Here is an 18,278-nt window from a genome sequence, read left to right as displayed (position 1 = left end):
AGAATGAAACTAATTTTCATTCTTATTACATGTATGTCCCTATTTGATATTTTTGATGAAAAGATATTACTGTTCTTTCATTTAAAAGGGGACGGTTTATGGGAAGTCCTTTTAGATACCGGAAGTTCTTTAGTAGTACTTACATCGGTTCTATGGGCTTTTTTACTTGGCAAGAAAATCATTCTTAACTACAAAGAAAAAGAGAAGCATTATCGGAATTTGATTGATTTATCTCCAGAGGCCATATTTGTCCATCGAAATGGGAAAATCATCTTTACAAACAAAGCTGGTGTTACATTGCTGGGAGCAAATAGTGTAGGTGATTTACTTAATCACAACTGGAAAAACTACTTGTCTAGTTCCAGTGATTGGAATCATCTAATGGAAAAAGCAAAATATCGTAACAAGGGAGTATTAACCTTTCAAATTAGAGTTGAAAGACTAGATGGCCAAGTCATCGATTTAGAAATCACTTCAACAAATATTGAATACGATGGATTGCCTGCAAGGGAATTTATCGCAAGAGATATTACCTTCCGAAAAAAACAAGAAAATATGATAAAAAAATTAGCTTATCAAGATACATTGACGGGATTGCCCAATCGAAGGGCTTTTTTGGATGACCTCGAGCAGCTCATAATAGATTCGGAAAAAAACAAAAATGATTTTGCTGTTTTTTTTATTGATTTGGATGGGTTTAAAAAGGTAAACGATTCCCTAGGCCACGATACCGGCGATGAGCTCTTAAAGAGAGTAAGTGCGCTTTTAGAGAGTTGTGTCAGAGAGAATGACATACTTGCTAGATTAGCGGGAGATGAATTTACGATACTTTTACCTGAAGCTAATAAACAAGATTGCAGCATAATTGCAGATAGAATCATCGGAAGTTTAGATTTACCTCTCTACATTCTAGGAAAAGAAATTCACGTCACATCTAGTGTTGGTATTTCTTTATATCCACAAAACGGAAAGGATGCCACAACATTAATAAGAATGGCCGATGAAGCTATGTATCAAGCAAAGAATAACGGAAAAAACAGTTATCAGTTTGTAGAAGGATCTTCTGATTTAACTGAAAGGAGAATATAACGTGGAATCGACTAATAAAACATTGAATCTCTCAACAAATCATCTAGAGATTTCTGATATATTTTTTCGATCAATATTTGAACATAACCCTGACACCGTTTTTTTTCTAGATACGAAAGGTATTATCGTAATGCCAAATGAAGGGTTTTCTGAATACTTGGGTTATAAAAATGACGAAATAATATTACATTCGATCGAGCAATTTCTCTATATAAATGAAATCCCAATATATAAAAAATGCTTTAATAAGGTTCTTTCTGGCGAAGTGCAACATATTGATACTGTTTTTATACATAAAGCCGGAAGAAAGGTTCAAATTAATCTCACTCTTATCCCTGCAAAATTTAATGGTAAAGTGGTTGGAGTTAGTGGGATAGCTAAAGATATTACAGAAGAAAAGGAAACCGCCATTGAATTAATAGAATCAGAATTAAAATTCCGTAGCCTAGTAGAGGAAGCTCTTGTCGGAGTCTATATTATACAAAATGGAAAATTAATATATGGAAATCCCCGGCTACATCACCTTTTAGGAACAGCGATTTCATCTAATGCATTAGATGTTATGGAGTATATTCACTCAGAAGACCAAGCAGAAATGAATTCTGTTTTTAATCAATTAATCGATGGGAAGAAAGGCATTGATCATACCTTCAGAATTATTAGTAAAGATGGTTCGATTATTGATATTGAAGCCCATTCAAAAAGAATCTATTATCATGATCAATCTACTATTATAGGAACACTGCATGATGTTACTGATCGTAAAAAATCGGAGGAGTTAAACAAATTCTTAGCTTATCATGATTCTTTAACCGAACTGCCAAACAGAAGATTCTTTCAAGAAAAACTGGAAAAAGAATTAATTATCAGTAAAGCGCTCCAACAAAAAATGGCTGTTATGTTTCTCGATTTGGACCGGTTTAAATATATCAACGACACTCTAGGACATTTTGTGGGAGACGAGCTGCTGAAACTCATCTCGAAAAGGTTAAAAATCTGTCTAGGGGAGAAGAACATACTAGCCAGGCTGGGCGGAGATGAATTTTCCGTATTATTACCTAATATTCAAAATACAGATCAGATTATCAAGCATTCAGAGACCATTATCAAATCATTAGAGGAACCATTTTTTATTGAAGGGTATAAGCTTTTTATTACGACAAGTATCGGGATTAGTATTTATCCAACTGATGGAGAGGATGCAGAGTCATTAATGAAGTATGCTCATTCTGCTCTTTATAAATCGAAAGAAAGCGGGAAGAACACTTACCAAATCTATACCTCATCAATGAACATACAAACCTTCAAAACATTCAATTTGGAGGCGGGCCTTCGAAATGCAATAGAGTTAAATCAACTAGAATTTTATTACCAGCCGAAGGTTTGTACACTTACAAATCAAATTGTCGGTGTTGAAGCTCTGATCCGCTGGAATCATCCGGAATGGGGACTGTTATCTCCTGATGAATTCATTCCGTTAGCTGAAGAAACAGGTTTAATCGCGGAAATAGGGAAATGGGTCAAATATAAAGCATGTTCCCAAAATAAAGCTTGGCAAGATGCAGGTTTACCGGCTATTCCTATTTCTATTAACCTATCTGCCAGTCGATTTTTAGAAAAAAACTTAGTGGAAAATATCGCTAGTATCCTAGAGGAAACAAAGCTTTCTCCTGATTACTTACAAATTGAAATAACAGAATCATCTTTATTAGAAAATGAAAAGGTAGTTTTGGCTACTTTAGATGAATTAAGAAGTATAGGAGTTAGAATAGCCTTAGATGATTTCGGCACAGGGTATTCCTCACTCTCCTACCTAAAACGTTTTAGAGGTAGAATAGATACATTGAAAATTGATCAATCTTTTATTAAGGATTTAAGTGAGACAGATCCAGATAACTCCAATTTTATTACGAAGACCATTATTGAATTAGCACAGCACCTCAAAATGGAGGTTGTTGCTGAAGGTGTGGAGAATATCGAGCAGCTCCAAATATTAAATAATTTCAAATGTGAGACCATCCAAGGCTATTTATTCTCTAAGCCTGTCCCAGCAGAGGAATTTACTCACCTATTAAGAATTGGGAAATTTGAAGTTTCGGAAAGTGTTTCCGGTGGCACTACTGATAAGTTTGAAGATAAACGGGAATATTTTAGAATTAATCTCGATTTTCCTTTACTTGCCTCTATGACCCTTATACGAATTCACGGAAGAAAAGTAGAACTAGGGAACACGAATGTTTTGATTGAAGACATTGGATTAGGGGGTCTCAGGTTTTTATCAGATATTAGGTTAACTGTTCATCGAGATATAATTTTAGAATTTCAAACGGAAATTTTAGGTGAGACGATTAGCATGTATGGTTCCGTGGTATGGATGCACGAAGCAAAGCCTGGTATTTTTCAGTATGGACTGGAATTTTTGGTAGAGGAAAATGAACGCTCAAATCTAGCTAAGTTACTAAATAAGTTCGCGATCCTTCTTAGAAAAAATCCAATCGTTCCGGATTGCAATTTTGTTAAAACGGATCGATATCATTTTATTAAGAATCAAAGGGAAATATTAAAAACGGAATAATAAAATCACGTTTAATCACATTGTGATTTATAAGGCAACGCTAAGAACATTGAATTCCCATTGAAAATTCAATGTTCTTTTTTGCAAAGTTTCAATACTAGAGGAGTAAAAAGTTATTTGGAGTTATATGATTCTTTCTACTGTCAATTAAAGCAATACAATGAGCCAATCGCTCTACCCCTAGTTTTATTTGACTTTCGTTTACTTGAGAAATGCATAATCGAAGGAGATTTTCCTTTTTATATTCTGGTAAAAACATTCTAGAGGCATCATCTACATATATATGCTGCTCGTTTAGCATATGAACTACCTGTTTTGCTTTCACATTCTCAGGTAAACTGATGGACAGATAGAATCCTGAAGTCGGTTTAGAAAATTGAGTATTAGCCGGCAGCAATAATTCACATGCTTCTTGAAGGATTTGCATTTTAGTTGAGTATACTTCTTTAATTTTTTTGAGATGGCTATTAAACATACCACTTTTTAAATAGATTTCTAGTGCACCTTGAGAAAGTGCTGAACTATTAAAATCCGAACTAAATTTATATCGTAAAAAATTGTTAATCATTACTGTAGGAAGAACGACAGTAGCAATCCTTAGCCCTGGAAGGAAAATTTTTGAAAAGCTTTTAATATAAATCACTCTCCCAGAAGGATCAAAAGAAAATAAAGGATCTGATTTTGCATTTGGATCCAGGTCCCCTAGAAAGTCATCTTCCACTATATATACATCGTATTTTTCGGCTAACTCAACAATTTTTTTCTTTTCGCTATTCGTGTAACAATGTCCAAGTGGATTGTGAAATCTCGGAACAATATAGAAAAATTTTATATCATTATTTCGAAAAATATATTCAAGACGATCAAGGTCAATTCCTTCCATCGATAACTCAATTCCCAAAGTAGTAGTTTGGTGCAGATTGATGGACTCAATAAATCCGAAATAAGTAGGCTGTTCAATTAGAATATTGTTTTTTCCATTTGGAAAGGGCATAGAAACAAATAAGTTTAGGGCTTGCTGTGAGCCAGATACAACGACTAATCTTTCGGGTTTAGTGAACACTTGTAAATTCTGCAAATATTTCACTAACTGTACTCGTAATGAGTAAGATCCTTGTTGATCAGAGTATGTAAAAAGCTCTTCTTTATATTGTTCAATTGCTTGATTCATGCAATGTTGAAATTCAAGATAAGGCATAACATTCTTATCTGGACCAGCAGACAAGAAGTCAATCACCTCATTTTCATTCATCGCATTTTGAAATTCATTCACAACAAAGTAACCACTTTTAGGAACAGAATAAATTAAATGCTCTTTTTCTAATTCTTCGTATGCTTTAATGACCGTATTTTTGCTGCATGAAAAATGCTCAGACATCTGACGAACAGAAGGGAGTTTACTTCCTGCAATAAGGATCCTATCTGCTAGCCGATGCTTAATCTCTTCCATTATCTTTATATATTTGGCACTCATACATGTATCCTCCTTTAACTGTCATGGTACAGATGGCTAAAAGAATGGTTTATTTTTTTCTGTGCACCTTTTATTATGTTGATTATAACAGAATTATTTTCTTAAGAATCAGAAAATGGTACAGGCGTGCTTGTATAATAACGATGGGGGTTGGGATAAGATGCAGAGAGTATCCAGAGAGAAATTCGGATTATTGTTGGGATTAGTAGGGGTCATTTGTTTTAGCTTAACACTTCCTTCTACAAGTATTGCAGTAGAATATTTTGGGGCTACGATCGTTGGCTTGGGAAGAACAGTTGTTGCCTCAATTTTAGTAGCAGTGGTTTTGATTGTTCGAAAAGAAAAACTGCCTTCAGGGCGCCAATTCAAAAGTCTACTTATTGTTGCTGCTGGTGCAGTTTTAGGATTTCCTCTTCTTACTTCTTGGGCAATGAAATCCTTGCCTGTTTCTCATGGAGCAGTGGAATTAGCCTTGTTACCATTAGCAACAGCCGGATTTGCTATGGTTAGAGCAAGGGAAATTCTTTCTCTCAAATTCTGGATTTCAAGTGCAATTGGCTCTATAGCTGTTATTATGTATGCACTTCACCTTGGGTTCGGTCAATTACAAGTTGCCGATTTCGCTTTACTAGCAGCAGTGCTTATACTTGGGCTTAGTTACGCAGAAGGTGGGAAACTAGCAAAAGAATTAGGCAGCTGGCAAGTGATTGCTTGGGCCATTTTAATCGGTGCGCCATTTTTTATTATTCCAGTTGGGCTAAACCTTACAACAGAAATGCTTCATGCCCCAATACAAGCTTGGGTTAGTTTTATATATCTCGCAGTGGTTAGTCAATTTTTAGCATATGTTGCTTGGTATGGCGGAATGGCTATGGGGGGAATAGCAAGAGTTAGTCAGGTTCAATACTTACAACCATTTTTAATGATTCTATTTGCTGCAGTATTTCTAGATGAATCTATCACATTTTTCACTCTTGTAATGGCCGTAATAGTTGTATTTTCCGTTATTATCGGTAAGAATACTGCCGTAAGAAAGGTTCAACCCATATCACAGGATGCTTTACCGCAATCAGGTAAAACACATAATTCAAAATCAATTAATTAGCTAGATTACTATAGGTGCTAATATCAGTGCAGCTGCCATATTTAAACTTACATCTGGTTATTTTTGAAAATGGGAGAGCTGTTGGTTTCAGGATTTCGGACACTTTACGTATGCAAGATGTTCATAAGTCTATGCTTGTTAGTTTGTTGAAAAAGGTAGTACTGACTTTTTTCAGTCTTTGATGGAAAACTAACAATATCTTTAACAGTACAAAATAAACTTTATTCAAGAAACGGGCCATATTGTGGCAGAAGCCAAATGGCAGGATATCTGAATAAGGACAGCGAATTAAATTATGTTTAAAGGCTATTTTAAATTAGTTATAACTAGGGAGATGTCAAATTGAAATTGAAAGATGAAAAATTTGAGATTGTTTCAGAAACTGAAAGATTAGTAATAAGACCCTTAAAGAAGGCCGATTATGAAAATTGGTTAAATGAATTTGAAAACCGTTATCCATCCCAAAATCGCCACGATAAAGGAAAAATAGATATGAGTGAATGTACACGGGAGTGGTTTCATAATCTGGTAGATAAACATCAAGAATTGGCACTTACAGATACAGCTCACGTATTTGGTGTGTTTAGAAAAGAAGATGGTACACATTTAGGTATGGTTGATTTTTCAACCCTAGCAAGAGATGATTTCCAATGGGGAAGGATAGGATACACCATCCATAATCAGTATTGGAGAAAAGGTTATGCCAAAGAAGCAGTAAAAAAAGCCCTTAATATTGCCTTTAAACATTTGAAGTTTCACCGTATAGAAGCCCATATAAACCTTGATAATACACCTTCTGTGAATTTAGCTGAAAGTGTAGGTATGGAATTCGAATGTATCCGTAAAGGGTTTATATACGAATATGATGAATGGACTGATCACTTGGTTTATTACATAAACTCTAAGTAATGCTTCTCAACAATCGGGCGCTTTTCTGAAATAAGGAAGCGTCTTTCTTCATGAAAAGGGCCAGATTGTTGAATAGGGTACTTTACTTTAAGAACAGGCTGATATTGGCGGCTTTTTCTTATCCAACTTAAGGCATTCACTTGTTTTCATTTTTAGAAGTTGTTTAAGCAAATCGTTGATTTTATCCAATACTACGATGATTGCCCAATCCCCTCTTGTCTTAAGGAATATATATACAATGGGAAGGTGTTTTTCCTCCCAATATTCCTATTTAAGGAGGTATTATCATGGAAGAATTTAGACATGAACATAGAGAAAAAAAACCTTTTGTTTTATCGTGGTATTGTTCATTCTATTGATCATTGTCGGAGCTTCTTTTATGATGAGCGGCTACTAGTAAAATATAGGCAGCTACTAAGTGGGAAAGGACCGATTAGGTTTATCTGTCTTTTTTCATCTAGACTTCTGAATTGAAAGGAGGATGAATTAAATGCCATTTGGATTTAGGGGATTTGATCGAAGAAACAGGTTTTTTCGCGACGGCTTTAGAAGAAGACGTTTTTTTCCCATTGAAATTGAAATCGAATTAGAGAGAAGAAGACGTTTTGAATTCGAAAGAAGACGACGTAGATTCTTTTAAGCACAAAATTTAACCAGTGTTTCCATGAGCCTGCGTAAAAGAATAGTTGTCAATCACAAGCAGCTGTTCTTATTGAACAAATTGAAAGTTATTAAACATAAGGCGTTTTTCACTTTAAGAATAGGCTGCTATAATTGGCAGCTTTTTTCTATTTGAAAGTTATACAGCTAATGGCGTTCTTTCTTTCAATATGGGGCAAGGCATTTTTCTTCTTTAAGTAACGGATGCAGTTTAGTTGAAGAATATTCCCGAAGAAAAAGTACCCTTCTAACAAAGGATGCCTGCATTTAGTTATTTCGTTTGGCTTTAACGTTCTGCTTTTGACATCAATTGCTCGCCACTCCATCCTATTTTTATTACTAAAAGTGATAGTAACTAAATCATATGGGAAATGTGAGTACCTTCAAATGTTGTTAGCAGCACGGTGACATTAAAGTAGCGGTAGGTTTTGTGTTTTACCTTCTGTTTGATTTGGAGAATCTGTTGGAAATAAAACTGTCTTGGTTTGCCGAAATGTTTTTCGATTGCTTTGTCGATGGATAGAAAAAGTAAATTGAGGATCACATCATCACGCATTTTACATCATTTTGGTTACCGTTTCAGCTTTGACAGGAGAATAAGAGAAAAGAGGTACCCAAGCAATCAATTTTAAAGGCTTTTTTTCATAAAAATCCTCCATTCAATGCTGCTCTTATTATAAACGATTAAAGAATTCTTATTAAACTAACAAGGGCTTCTTTTAATAACAATCAATATTCAACAATCGGGCGCGATTCTTCAAGAGCGAAGGTTCGCTCTTTTTTTGGGGAGAAATAATTGAAAAATAAATTTAGTAGAATTTAAGCAATTAACTTCAGGGAAAATATACAAATTTACCTTGTAATACGATGTACATCGTATTACAATATCAATATAAAATTTGAGATCAGGTGATGAAATGGACAGGGAAATGTTAAAAGGAAGTATTGATCTTCTTCTGTTATCGCTTATTAACCAGAGGGATCTTTATGGGTATGAAATTACTAAATTACTGAAGCAGCTAAGTGACGATCAATATGAAATGAGTGAAGGGACGCTCTATCCAGCATTAAAACGTCTAGAGAAAAAACAGTTGATTGAGTCCTATTGGTCAGAAACTCCTTCAGGGAGGAGGAAGTATTATAAAATTTCTGATTCAGGAACGAAGGAATTAGAGAAGAAACAAAAGGATTGGAGACTCATTGAGAATTTAGTTCATAGAAGCTCGGAGGGTCTTATATGAAATCGAAATTAGAACAGTATGTGGAAAACATTGTTCGTCATACAGAGAGTTCTAAGAAAGAAAAAGAGGACCTTTATGACGAACTACTTATCCACCTTCAGATTTCTCGCGATTACTTGATGGAGGAAGAGGGTTTAACACCAGAAAAGGCAGAGGAAAAGGCCATGCAGCTATTTGGACTAGAAGGAGAAATTGGCAGTCAAATTCAACAAGCACTATTTCCTTATCGAAAGGAATTAATGCTTACATTAGCTATTTCTTCCATCCTTTTCACAATTGGAGTTTATTTATCGAGTCTTTTTGTTGAAGGGGATGCTTATATCGTCTGGCTTTGTATTTCTATGAGTTTAAGTACAATGTTGTTACTTCTTCCACTAAATCAACATTTTCATATTAATAGAAAGCTATGGTTAAATGGCTTATTGGTACTCCACACACTTGGACAACTATACGGATGGTTAATCACTAGTCTGTTAGATCAATCAATGACCGTTGTGGGTTTAACTATTTGGGTATGGTTAAACATTGCTCTAAGCATTAGTCTTGTTTATCGAACAACAATCTATGATTATAGTTCGGATGAAAAGTATATCAAGATTTTGCATGGAATGAATATTACTAGTGGAATTATCATTTCAGGGATGTCACTATTTCTAATCGTTGGCGGTCTTATTATGATTGGACAATATCATTTTATGATGGTCATATTTGCTAGTCCAATTGCTATTTGGGTAGGTATGTATGCGGTACAATTGAAGTTGGTAAAGAAAAATAAACGGATTGCATTTGTAATTGGAATGATACCCATTGCAGCCTGTATCCTCATTTTTTTATGGCTTTATGCCCCAGTACTCTTTTTTAGATAATGCTCTTGATAGTGCTAACAAAGAAAAGAAAGGATTACATAATGCAGAAAAAGAATCTCATTTTTTTATTACTATTTTTGTTTATTTTAACAATAGCTCTTGTGGTTACGGGTGTTTTTTTAAACAAAACAGAAAACGAAAAACAGAATGGGCTTTCCAATCATTATGATGTTTCATCTCAAAATGCAATTGCCTATGTAACCTACAAAGAGGGGAAACCTCAGTTGTTTTTGCATAATGAAGGGGAGTCGATGGATACAGTCGTAGCTGAGTATGATGAGGAAACGATGATTCTAGATCCAACCTTTTCACATGATGGCTCGATATTGGCTTATATAACTACAAATAAAGATAAGGACACAGAACTGATAAGTACGGTCCATTTTTATAATATGGAAAATAGGGCAATAACAGACCTATTCACGGATCCTTCGACTATTACAGAGATTGAATTTAAGCCGGACCATCCGTCTCTTTTATACCTACGAGCTGGAACATTTGAAAATTATTCACCAATTACAGGGAAAAGACCACATAATTTTGATGTATACGAATTTAATCTAAATCAGAAATCACATGAACAAAAGACAAATCTACAACAGTATTCTATTTATTCATTGAACGTTTCATCTAGTGGGGATAGTGTTTACATAGGTAGAGATGATGATTCAGATGTAAAAACAGCAGAAGATTCCTTCCAAGTAAAACAAAGGGTTTTTGAAATTCCTGTGGATTCTCCGGAAGAGATGTCTATTATTTCTGATTCTAAACGTGAAGTTTCTATTTTTAGTTTTACAATCACTCCTGATGGAAAGAAACTAATTTTTCAATCCATTAGTAATCCTCATGATGGAGGCACCTTTGAATACGAATTATATAAATATAATTTAGATACAAAAGAAGAAAAACAGTTAACTTATATTGGGAAGCATGTGAGTGATCCTGTTGTAAGTTCAGATGGAAGGATTATTTATTTCATGTTAGATAGAAATTTCGCCAAAGGTGATTCTGATTACCATCTATATAAAATGAATATCGATGGAGAACAGGTAGAGGAAATAGAACTTACATTCTCAAATGTTGAATAGAAATATAAAAACTGGTTTGGTACAACTTTAGGTAGGTTGTTTAATGCTTATAGAATTTTTTGGTATCAAGGTTTCTTAAAGTAAGGAGGGCATTTGATTTTCTTAATGAATAGGGACATTTAACTGAATAAGAATCGTAAATTGTATTGGATATTTATGTAATAATTAAATAGGAGATTATTTACTTTTGGGAGGTCTCAATAAATGAAAAATAAAACTCGGGCAATTATTACACTTGTATGTAGTTTACTAATTTTTGCTGTTGGTATGTTCAGAATATTTACAGAATCAATTTCTTCAACACCTTTATTTGTAGCATATATTTTCGTAATTGCGGGGTTAATTGGAGTTATTGCAAACAGTGTAATGCTAAAAAAGTTACAAACCAATTAAACAAACGAGTACTGCGATTCATTTTATGGTTCGCTTTTTTCATATTCGACTAACGCACCTTAGAAAAAAGAATTAATTGATTTTAAGATTTGGTTCATATTTTAGTTATTCCAGAATCGGGCGCATTTCTAGAATAAGAAATGCGCTTGTTTTTATAGCTTTGCGTACGATAGAATCCCGAATTGTGGATAAGTTATTGCGTGGAGATGTCTTTTCTAGACTCTTGGTGCCAGCCCCCTCTAGTACTCAGACTTGAAGATAATAGAAAAATCGTTGTTATTTCAAAGTACTCCAGTGCTTGTCCGTGCTATGCATGCGCCTTTCGCTTTTTTCGTATCCAATATATTCTGACTGAGGGCGGAAAATTGAATTATCTTGCAGTTGCTCTATTGCGTGTGCAGTCCAACCAATGATTCTTGCAACGCTGAATGTCGGCGTAAATAGTTCTGGTGGCATTTCGATAGAACGCATAATGGCAGCTGCATAATACTCGACGTTTGTATATAGTTTACGGTCAGGCTTATGTTGTGCGAGTAAATCAATTATTTCCTTTTCAGCTACAGTTGCTAAGTCTAACCATTCATCTTTTCCGAACGTACTGGTACATTTTTCTCTCAAAAGAATGGAACGTGGATCTTCCGTCTTATAAATTCTGTGACCGAATCCCATTATTTTTTCCCCATTTTGAAGTTTTTCTTCTATAACTGTTAGGATGTTTTCCGGTTTTCCTATTTTTTCAAATAACTCAATAACTCCCGAAGGTGCTCCTCCGTGCAAAGGACCTTTCATTGTACCAATTGCAGATGTGATGGCTGCGGTTAAATCCGATTCTGTCGAAATGGTTACACGAGCAGAGAACGTAGCTGCATTCAATCCATGCTCCATTGTTAATTTCAAGTATGTTTCAAGAGCCTCAGCTTGTAGGTGGTTTGGGAGCTTCCCATTTAGCATCCATAAGTAATTCGCTATGTGTGACAAATTAGGATCCGGGTTGATGGGAGGTAAACCTTGTTGTTTTCTATAATGTCTTGCTACGATTACTGGAATGACGGCAGTAAGAATAATTGCTTGCTCTTCGATAGGTTCATTTGTAAAACCATCATGTGCATATGCGGAAATAGCTGTACGCACTGCGTCCATGATTGGTACTTCTGCTGGTAGAGCGTCGAGAATTTTTTGAACATGAAGAGGCAACTGTCTCCCATTCATTAATTTAATTTCCAAATGCTTTAACTCACTTTCGTCTGGTAACATTCCATACCAAATAAAATATGCCACTTCTTCAAACGAATGAGATGGGATTAGTTCGTCTATTAAAACACCTCTGTAGCGTAATTCCCCTATATCTCCTTTAACAGAAGCTATGTTTGTTTGAACAGCCACGACATCTTTTAATCCTTTTTTAAACATACCGATTCCTCCTTCTTTTCTTTAGTATAGTGGTGTTATATGATTATAGAAATTAAATATTTTATATTGAAACGATTAATTTTTTTAATTAAAAAGGGGGAGTTACCGTGGAACTTCAGTGGTTGAAAACCTTTATTGTAGCAGCCGAAACGACTAATTTTCGTCAAGCATCGGAAAAACTAATTATTTCTCAACCAAGTGTGACCGTTCATATCCGGTTATTAGAGGAATACCTCGGAGCAAAGCTTTTTGATCGAATAAACAACCGTGTCACATTGACCGATGTCGGAAAACTTTTTTATCGAGAGGCGATGCAACTCGTCGAACAGATGGAACTGAGCGTAAATCGGATTCATACATATGCACAAGGATTTCGTAAGAATTGGACAATTGCTATTTCCCCCCTTATGGCGGAAACGATATTGCCATATATTTTGCGAACGTTTATGGAGAGTCATCCAGACGTTGAAATCAGCATCCGAGTTGAAGAATCAATTAATATTGAACAACTCGTAGAAAACGGGGATGTGAATTTGGGCATTTCAGCACTAGATACTAAATTAAAGAATATCGAGTCGATTCGAATTTACGATGACCCCATTCTGTTCGTGACCTCACCTGATTCATATGATGAAGAAAGTGGACCTCCAATTGACGCATTGGAATTAATACAGAAAAATATAATATTCACTCACCATCATCCTGTTTATTGGGATAGCCTGCTTAATAAGCTAAACAAATACGTAAAGCGTATCCGAACAATGAAAGTTACACAAGCACACATTGTAAAACGATTCATTCAGGAAGGACTCGGCATATCTTTTTTACCACACTCAATTTTAAGGCGTGAATTAATAGAAGGAAGACTAATGCAACTACATTTTGATTTGTTCACACTACCGACTATTTCAACTTTTATTATCGTTAAAAGGAAAGAGGAACTTGAGCAGATTTCATAAATTTGATTTCCAAATATTATTTTGGATAATAAAGGATTTACATTTAGTTTTCAGGACAGGTTTTACTTGAAGAAGGGCATTGAATAAATTTCAATAAAATTATTAACGAATGGTCAGTAGGGGATTGGGGGTAACGGGTGCGATTGATAAATAACAGGGATCATCATCAAAACATGATAGTTTCTTTTTTATTTTTCCAACTATTTGGGCAGGTTATTTCGATAGGAACTTACGGGGGGTTCTATGGTAGACAGAGTTAATATTCAAGCATTTATATATACAAGGACTCCAAGAACAACCTTTTTATTGTTAAAAAGAACCCTAGAAAAAAGTGGATTTTGGCAACCAGTTAGTGGAGGTTTAGAGAAAGATGAACAGCCTACACTTTTCTGTAAAAAGGAACGCGCTTATTTTTATTATAGGGCCATATTGTGGAGTAATGCCATTAAAGAAAATTGATTATTTATAGGATAAAATTTAGGAGAGATTGTGCACTTCTGTACTTAAAGTACGGATCAATTGGTTGAAGAAGGACATTTAAAGGCTTTTAATTCAAAACACTCAGAGAATTTTTACTCTGAGCGTTTGATTTTATCCTTTGCTTATTCCCGTTACATTAAGTAGAAAGGTTCAAAAATGTCTTTTTCCACTTTTTCTTGTCTATGGGGATATAATAAAGGCGTAAAGCAGCAGTTTGTTCGGATTTTCTTCAGGTTAGGGAACTAAATCAAATTTTATTATTTTAGTTTATTATATTCTTCTTTAATCTTTTCAACTGTTTTCTCGATTTGCTCTCCCCAATTATCATTTTTGGTATTAAAAATAATATTCCCCTCTTTATCAATCATGCCGTAACCTCTATAAGCTACACCATTTTTCTTCATTCCCATTTTTTCAATTAATTCTAATTTCTGATCGGAAATAAAGGAGAAACTATGTCCAAAAGTTTTCTCCAGTTTATTCTGTAATGTACGTAGATCTTCTGGGGAATCTTTGCTAATTACAAACATTTCAATATCCATTCCATCCAATTTGTTCATATTATTATGCAACTGAACCAGTTGCTTCTCACAGAGACTTCATTTATATGTTGTTATAAAAAAGAATACTGTTGGTTTTTCTAACGGAAAAGTTACCTCTTTTTGTTCGTGATCTAATAAAGTGATTGGTTCGATAAGCGTCCTTTGTCCAAATGCTGATAATAATAGAAAAGAAAGAAAGGACAAGATTATAATTATAGTTCGCATTTTTAACACCTTTCTAATAAATTTAAAAACAGATTTGGATTATCAGATCGGAGTGGGGCTAAATAATCCTTGTTTTTATTTGCCATTAGTTCTTTCCTTAGTGGAAAACCCTTAATATTCAACCCCATTTTTTCTTTATTAGAATTAACAAACCAATGAAATTCTATCCAAGTTTTTTTCTAAATTAACCCTTAGTGTGAAGTTAAATTTATTTGAAGAAGAGCTATAAACCTGCATTAAGTAACCACATTATTTATCACTTATTCAAATGGAAAAAAGAATTAGCTAACGGGGGCTATTCTTCAAGAAGGAGAATAGCATTTTCTTATTGAAGTAATGAAGGAGTGGAGTTAAAAACTATATTTTGTTAGGTTTTACATCTAAAGTAGTAGAGAATTTACAACTATTTTAGGACTCATTAAATTGATAGATGTTGCTATTATTTATTCAAGGAGGTTTTGTTTATGATTAAGGGACTGTATGAAGCACACTTACCTGTGAAAAATTTAGAAACATCTATTGGTTTTTACAAAAAATTAGGTTTGAATTTTGCTTGGCGTGATGAAGACACTGCATTCTTTTGGATAGAAGAAGGTACAAGTTGGTTAGGGTTGTGGGAAGGGGATGAGTACCAAACACTATACCACCCTTCTTTAAGACATATTGCTTTTCGTGTCACATATCAGGATTTAAAAGAGTCTTTAAAATGGCTTGAATCAATCCAAGTTGAAGCAGTTCCTTTTGGAAGTAGAACATCGATTGAGCCCTTCGTAAGACCAAATCAAGGAAATGCTTCGGTATACTTTGATGATCCTGATGGGAATAGTTTAGAGTTGATGTGTTATGTCGATGTTCCTAATGAACTAAAACATATTACCGAAAAGTTGTCATTTGAAGAGTGGGAGAATTTAGTTAGAAGTAAACTGAAATAGTGAATACTCTTTCATTACAACTGTGAATAAATGTACTATAGGGAGAGTTAAATAAAGAAGCATTAAGTAATTTTAGGGTTGAGAACTTATTATATTCATTCCATTATTCCGTTAAATAGCGCTTTTCTGTAACAAGGAAAAGCGCCTATTTTCATTATAGGGCCATTTTGTTGAATAACTCTTTTTGGACAGGAGAGAGAAATCTTTATAAAATAAGCTGTGAGTGGCAAGTTGCCTAGGATGTGTCGCTGGTCTGGCGGGTTTTACAGTTGGCGGGTATGCCATATACATAGCTAATGCCTTTAGTATTTAATGGTGGAGGTGTGATGATGTATAAAAGACAAAGGATGTTGTTAGTAACTATATTACTCACAATCAGCGTATCAGGTTTAATGGCATCAGTGGGAATCTTTTTAAATAGTATACCTATTCTTATCTTTAGTTCTTTGTTATTAGTATCCCTTCCATTTACCGCATATCAGATGGTTAAGAACAACAGACCAAAATAACTGGTTAGTTAATTGGCAACAGCTATGCTCTGAGCAAACTTTAGATTATTATGCACTTATCAAACTTGAAAAATCGGGCGCTTTTCTGAAATAAGGGAAGCGTCTTTCTTCATGAAAGGGCCATTTAATGGAGTAAGAATCTCAAGAAAATTTTAATAATTATAGTTTTTATGAAAGATTGTACTTAAACCAACCTAAAAATAAATTAACTTTTTATGGTAAAATGATTACAAGAAGTTATCCAATATGTGCAATAAAAAGGAGGAGAAAAACATAAAACCAACCTTAAATCTCAAAATAAATGTTTATTTACTACTTACAATCATACCGTTATCCGTTCTTGGATATTATTTTGCTGTAAACATTGAATCATTGTTTTTCTTATACGAATGGCTGCTTGCTACATTAGTCTTAATTTCAATACTATACTCCATTAAAAATGTAGTATCAATTAGAAATGAGCTGAGGTGGGTAGCTATTTCTATTTTGGCTTTTTTGATTCAATTTTCAGTACTTGGATTATTTTTGGGACCACTAACACATTATCTTATGTTTTATCTTTATTATGTTTTTGCAATACTTTCTTTTGTTGTTTTTATAATAGCAATAAGAAAAAACAAAACTTTAAGAATTATCCCGATAATCTTTACTATAATAACAGGATTATTCACGCTATATATTTTGTTTTTAAATGCTTTGTGGGGAAATAATTTAAGTTAAACCACCAAAAACGGTAGAAAATGATTTAATAATGAAAAAGGAATTAAGAAATTTTTGGACTGAGATTATATTTTAGGTATTCAATTATAGGGCGCTTTTCTGAAATAAGGAAAGCGTCTTTCTTCATGAAAAGGGCCAGGTTGTTAAAGGAAAAAGGTATATAGAAAGGGAACTATTTGATATACCAGATTAAATAAAGGAGAGAAGGCATGAGTAAATCATTTATTGAACAAGTACATTATATTAGAATTCCTGTAAAAGATTTAGCACTGTCTGCACAATGGTATAGAGATGTATTAGGGCTCCAGTTATTAAACATTACTGAGGAACTTGCGATTTTAAAAGTACATGAAGGGCCTTTCTTACTTATCTTAGTTCCTACCGAAGATGAAACATTTGCACATTTTACAGTTGATAATGAACAAGAATTTAGCATTGGCTTTACAAGTCCAGAATTATCTAAATTTCATCAACACTTAATTGATAATCAAGTTAAGGTCGAGGATATAAAAGAAGATAATGGTCATGCCTTTTTCCACTTTTATGACCCAAATGGTAATAAACTTCAAGTACACTGGTAAGATTATAATAAATAAAATTACCTTATTTTATTAACTGGTGCTTTAGTTCAATAACGATCTTCAACAATCGGGCGCAATTATTGTACAAGAAATTGTGTCATTTTTAGTTATCATCTTGAACATGGTAATGCTTATTTGACACAAACGGTGCCATAAAAATAAATTCTTTTTGATAGTTTGCATATAAAGAAAACCCATTTCTAGTTAATGGGTCTCTCAAAAATTAATTCAAAATAGGAAGCTGTACCTATACCGGACGTAGCTATTTCAGGAGCAACTAATTGTATAAATCTCCAGCCGTCTTTAGCTTTTTCATTTATGACATCTTGATAGTTTGATTTTGGTTTACTAGACAATCTAGTGAATTCTATTTTCACAAATGTATATTCGTACATAATTTCACCTCAATTATTTTTCTAACTAATGTACGAATGTTCTTGGAAAAAGTTTCGGACATTTATAACACGCATTACGACCACAATATGCAGTAGCTTCTTCAATAAAACCAGCTAATAGTTTG

General features: G+C 34.1%; 19 protein-coding genes and 1 pseudogene. 14 read left to right on the top strand and 6 right to left on the bottom strand.

The window, feature by feature from the left end; translation table 11 throughout:
- The first annotated feature begins 3 nt into the window (after window positions 1-3).
- Together V7127_RS01340 and V7127_RS01335 are read left to right on the top strand one after the other, a co-directional pair.
- The gene (locus V7127_RS01340; RefSeq protein ID WP_335482976.1) at window positions 4-1,089 is read left to right on the top strand and encodes a sensor domain-containing diguanylate cyclase; all 1,086 of its coding nucleotides are present in this window, start codon (window positions 4-6) and stop codon (window positions 1,087-1,089) included.
- Window position 1,090: 1 nt separating this feature from the next.
- Complete coding sequence (locus V7127_RS01335) at window positions 1,091-3,664, top strand: EAL domain-containing protein (protein WP_335482974.1); 2,574 nt, start codon at window positions 1,091-1,093, stop codon at window positions 3,662-3,664.
- Window positions 3,665-3,761: 97 nt separating this feature from the next.
- On the opposite strand, the gene V7127_RS01330 is transcribed toward V7127_RS01335, so the two are convergent.
- Window positions 3,762-5,138 carry a PLP-dependent aminotransferase family protein gene (locus V7127_RS01330; RefSeq protein ID WP_335482972.1) on the bottom strand — a complete coding sequence of 459 codons (1,377 nt, stop codon included), beginning with the start codon at window positions 5,136-5,138 and terminating at the stop codon, window positions 3,762-3,764.
- 160 nt (window positions 5,139-5,298) lie between these two features.
- Here V7127_RS01330 and V7127_RS01325 point away from each other — a divergent pair, with 160 nt between their 5' ends.
- Both V7127_RS01325 and V7127_RS01320 read left to right on the top strand, forming a co-directional pair.
- Window positions 5,299-6,243 (top strand): DMT family transporter, encoded by a 945-nt coding sequence (locus V7127_RS01325; protein WP_335482970.1) that lies wholly within the window; start codon window positions 5,299-5,301, stop codon window positions 6,241-6,243.
- A 342-nt stretch (window positions 6,244-6,585) separates the two neighbouring features.
- Window positions 6,586-7,152 carry a GNAT family N-acetyltransferase gene (locus tag V7127_RS01320; protein WP_335482968.1) on the top strand — a complete coding sequence of 189 codons (567 nt, stop codon included), beginning with the start codon at window positions 6,586-6,588 and terminating at the stop codon, window positions 7,150-7,152.
- On the opposite strand, the gene V7127_RS01315 is transcribed toward V7127_RS01320, so the two are convergent.
- Complete coding sequence (locus V7127_RS01315) at window positions 7,134-7,292, bottom strand: hypothetical protein (protein WP_335482966.1); 159 nt, start codon at window positions 7,290-7,292, stop codon at window positions 7,134-7,136. The genes V7127_RS01320 and V7127_RS01315 overlap by 19 nt on opposite strands.
- A 182-nt stretch (window positions 7,293-7,474) precedes the next feature.
- On the opposite strand from V7127_RS01315, the pseudogene V7127_RS01310 reads away from it, so the two are divergent.
- A pseudogene (locus tag V7127_RS01310) lies at window positions 7,475-7,549 on the top strand (YjcZ family sporulation protein); the annotation flags it as partial.
- A gap of 618 nt (window positions 7,550-8,167) precedes the next feature.
- Here V7127_RS01310 and V7127_RS25830 read toward each other — a convergent pair.
- Complete coding sequence (locus tag V7127_RS25830; protein ID WP_438823955.1) at window positions 8,168-8,368, bottom strand: DUF3888 domain-containing protein; 201 nt, start codon at window positions 8,366-8,368, stop codon at window positions 8,168-8,170.
- 361 nt (window positions 8,369-8,729) lie between these two features.
- Between V7127_RS25830 and V7127_RS01305 the strand changes: the two genes are divergently transcribed.
- From V7127_RS01305 to V7127_RS01290, 4 genes are all read left to right on the top strand, one after another.
- Window positions 8,730-9,053, top strand: coding sequence for a PadR family transcriptional regulator (locus V7127_RS01305; protein ID WP_335348283.1), 324 nt, complete (start codon window positions 8,730-8,732; stop codon window positions 9,051-9,053).
- Window positions 9,050-9,919: a permease prefix domain 1-containing protein gene (locus tag V7127_RS01300; protein ID WP_335482965.1), complete on the top strand. Its 870-nt coding sequence runs from the start codon at window positions 9,050-9,052 to the stop codon at window positions 9,917-9,919. Before V7127_RS01305 ends, V7127_RS01300 begins: the two co-directional genes overlap by 4 nt.
- Before the next feature lie 77 nt (window positions 9,920-9,996).
- Window positions 9,997-11,007, top strand: a complete 1,011-nt coding sequence (locus V7127_RS01295) for a TolB family protein (RefSeq protein WP_335482963.1) — start codon at window positions 9,997-9,999, stop codon at window positions 11,005-11,007.
- 204 nt (window positions 11,008-11,211) lie between these two features.
- A complete protein-coding gene (locus V7127_RS01290) occupies window positions 11,212-11,400 on the top strand; it encodes a hypothetical protein (RefSeq protein ID WP_335482961.1) in 189 nt (62 codons plus the stop codon).
- Window positions 11,401-11,676: 276 nt separating this feature from the next.
- Here V7127_RS01290 and V7127_RS01285 read toward each other — a convergent pair whose 3' ends face one another.
- Window positions 11,677-12,810: a citrate synthase/methylcitrate synthase gene (locus V7127_RS01285; protein WP_335482959.1), complete on the bottom strand. Its 1,134-nt coding sequence runs from the start codon at window positions 12,808-12,810 to the stop codon at window positions 11,677-11,679.
- A 107-nt stretch (window positions 12,811-12,917) separates the two neighbouring features.
- On the opposite strand from V7127_RS01285, the gene V7127_RS01280 reads away from it, so the two are divergent.
- Both V7127_RS01280 and V7127_RS01275 read left to right on the top strand, forming a co-directional pair.
- Complete coding sequence (locus tag V7127_RS01280) at window positions 12,918-13,769, top strand: LysR family transcriptional regulator (RefSeq protein ID WP_335482957.1); 852 nt, start codon at window positions 12,918-12,920, stop codon at window positions 13,767-13,769.
- Between the two features lie 243 nt (window positions 13,770-14,012).
- Window positions 14,013-14,228, top strand: a complete 216-nt coding sequence (locus V7127_RS01275; RefSeq protein WP_335482955.1) for a hypothetical protein — start codon at window positions 14,013-14,015, stop codon at window positions 14,226-14,228.
- Between the two features lie 278 nt (window positions 14,229-14,506).
- On the opposite strand, the gene V7127_RS01270 is transcribed toward V7127_RS01275, so the two are convergent.
- Entirely contained in the window at window positions 14,507-14,830 is a 324-nt protein-coding gene (locus V7127_RS01270; RefSeq protein WP_335483025.1) for a redoxin domain-containing protein, read from the bottom strand.
- Between the two features lie 650 nt (window positions 14,831-15,480).
- Here V7127_RS01270 and V7127_RS01265 point away from each other — a divergent pair.
- From V7127_RS01265 to V7127_RS01255, 3 genes are all read left to right on the top strand, one after another.
- A complete protein-coding gene (locus tag V7127_RS01265; RefSeq protein ID WP_335482953.1) occupies window positions 15,481-15,948 on the top strand; it encodes a VOC family protein in 468 nt (155 codons plus the stop codon).
- Between the two features lie 755 nt (window positions 15,949-16,703).
- Window positions 16,704-17,177, top strand: a complete 474-nt coding sequence (locus V7127_RS01260) for a hypothetical protein (protein ID WP_335482951.1) — start codon at window positions 16,704-16,706, stop codon at window positions 17,175-17,177.
- Between the two features lie 209 nt (window positions 17,178-17,386).
- Window positions 17,387-17,758, top strand: coding sequence for a VOC family protein (locus V7127_RS01255; RefSeq protein WP_335482949.1), 372 nt, complete (start codon window positions 17,387-17,389; stop codon window positions 17,756-17,758).
- A gap of 200 nt (window positions 17,759-17,958) precedes the next feature.
- Here the strand turns inward: V7127_RS01255 and V7127_RS01250 are convergent, their stop codons facing one another.
- Complete coding sequence (locus V7127_RS01250; RefSeq protein ID WP_335347789.1) at window positions 17,959-18,153, bottom strand: DUF4177 domain-containing protein; 195 nt, start codon at window positions 18,151-18,153, stop codon at window positions 17,959-17,961.
- Window positions 18,154-18,278 lie beyond the last annotated feature (125 nt).

This window comes from Bacillus sp. JJ1773 (assembly GCF_036962035.1).
Taxonomy (GTDB): Bacteria; Bacillota; Bacilli; order Bacillales; family Cytobacillaceae; genus Cytobacillus.
Note: the sequence above shows the minus strand (reverse complement) of the source record. Positions and strands in the feature narration are given on the sequence as shown.